General features: G+C 52.2%; 1 rRNA gene. It reads left to right on the forward strand.

Going from position 1 to position 1,685, the window contains the following annotated elements:
• Positions 1-98: 98 nt before the first annotated feature.
• Positions 99-1,640 (forward strand): 16S ribosomal RNA (locus CYR55_RS22730).
• Positions 1,641-1,685: the final 45 nt, after the last annotated feature.

Consider the following 1,685-nt stretch of genomic DNA (forward strand, 5'->3'; position numbering starts at 1 on the left):
CCGGATGCAAAAAATATTAAGTCTTGAAGAGTGACTACCTAAAGAAATTTAGAACAGTAACCTTTGAGCATCGCTATTAACTTAGCAAATCAAGCTTTTAATTGAAGAGTTTGATCATGGCTCAGATTGAACGCTGGCGGCAGGCCTAACACATGCAAGTCGAGCGGCAGCGGGAAGTAGCTTGCTACTTTGCCGGCGAGCGGCGGACGGGTGAGTAATGTCTGGGGATCTGCCTGATGGAGGGGGATAACTACTGGAAACGGTAGCTAATACCGCATAACGTCGCAAGACCAAAGCGGGGGACCTTCGGGCCTCGCGCCATCAGATGAACCCAGATGGGATTAGCTAGTAGGTGGGGTAATGGCTCACCTAGGCGACGATCCCTAGCTGGTCTGAGAGGATGACCAGCCACACTGGAACTGAGACACGGTCCAGACTCCTACGGGAGGCAGCAGTGGGGAATATTGCACAATGGGGGAAACCCTGATGCAGCCATGCCGCGTGTATGAAGAAGGCCTTCGGGTTGTAAAGTACTTTCAGCGAGGAGGAAGGCAGTAAGGTTAATAACCTTACTGATTGACGTTACTCGCAGAAGAAGCACCGGCTAACTCCGTGCCAGCAGCCGCGGTAATACGGAGGGTGCAAGCGTTAATCGGAATTACTGGGCGTAAAGCGCACGCAGGCGGTTTGTTAAGTCAGATGTGAAATCCCCGAGCTTAACTTGGGAACTGCATTTGAAACTGGCAGGCTAGAGTCTTGTAGAGGGGGGTAGAATTCCAGGTGTAGCGGTGAAATGCGTAGAGATCTGGAGGAATACCGGTGGCGAAGGCGGCCCCCTGGACAAAGACTGACGCTCAGGTGCGAAAGCGTGGGGAGCAAACAGGATTAGATACCCTGGTAGTCCACGCTGTAAACGATGTCGATTTGGAGGTTGTGCCCTTGAGGCGTGGCTTCCGGAGCTAACGCGTTAAATCGACCGCCTGGGGAGTACGGCCGCAAGGTTAAAACTCAAATGAATTGACGGGGGCCCGCACAAGCGGTGGAGCATGTGGTTTAATTCGATGCAACGCGAAGAACCTTACCTACTCTTGACATCCAGAGAACTTAGCAGAGATGCTTTGGTGCCTTCGGGAACTCTGAGACAGGTGCTGCATGGCTGTCGTCAGCTCGTGTTGTGAAATGTTGGGTTAAGTCCCGCAACGAGCGCAACCCTTATCCTTTGTTGCCAGCGATTCGGTCGGGAACTCAAAGGAGACTGCCGGTGATAAACCGGAGGAAGGTGGGGATGACGTCAAGTCATCATGGCCCTTACGAGTAGGGCTACACACGTGCTACAATGGCATATACAAAGAGAAGCGAACTCGCGAGAGCAAGCGGACCTCATAAAGTATGTCGTAGTCCGGATTGGAGTCTGCAACTCGACTCCATGAAGTCGGAATCGCTAGTAATCGTAGATCAGAATGCTACGGTGAATACGTTCCCGGGCCTTGTACACACCGCCCGTCACACCATGGGAGTGGGTTGCAAAAGAAGTAGGTAGCTTAACCTTCGGGAGGGCGCTTACCACTTTGTGATTCATGACTGGGGTGAAGTCGTAACAAGGTAACCGTAGGGGAACCTGCGGTTGGATCACCTCCTTACCTCAAGATATTTGACCGTGCAGTGCCCACAACAGATTGTCTGAT

This window comes from Chimaeribacter californicus, assembly GCF_002858675.1.
Classification (GTDB): domain Bacteria; phylum Pseudomonadota; class Gammaproteobacteria; order Enterobacterales; family Enterobacteriaceae; genus Chimaeribacter; species Chimaeribacter californicus.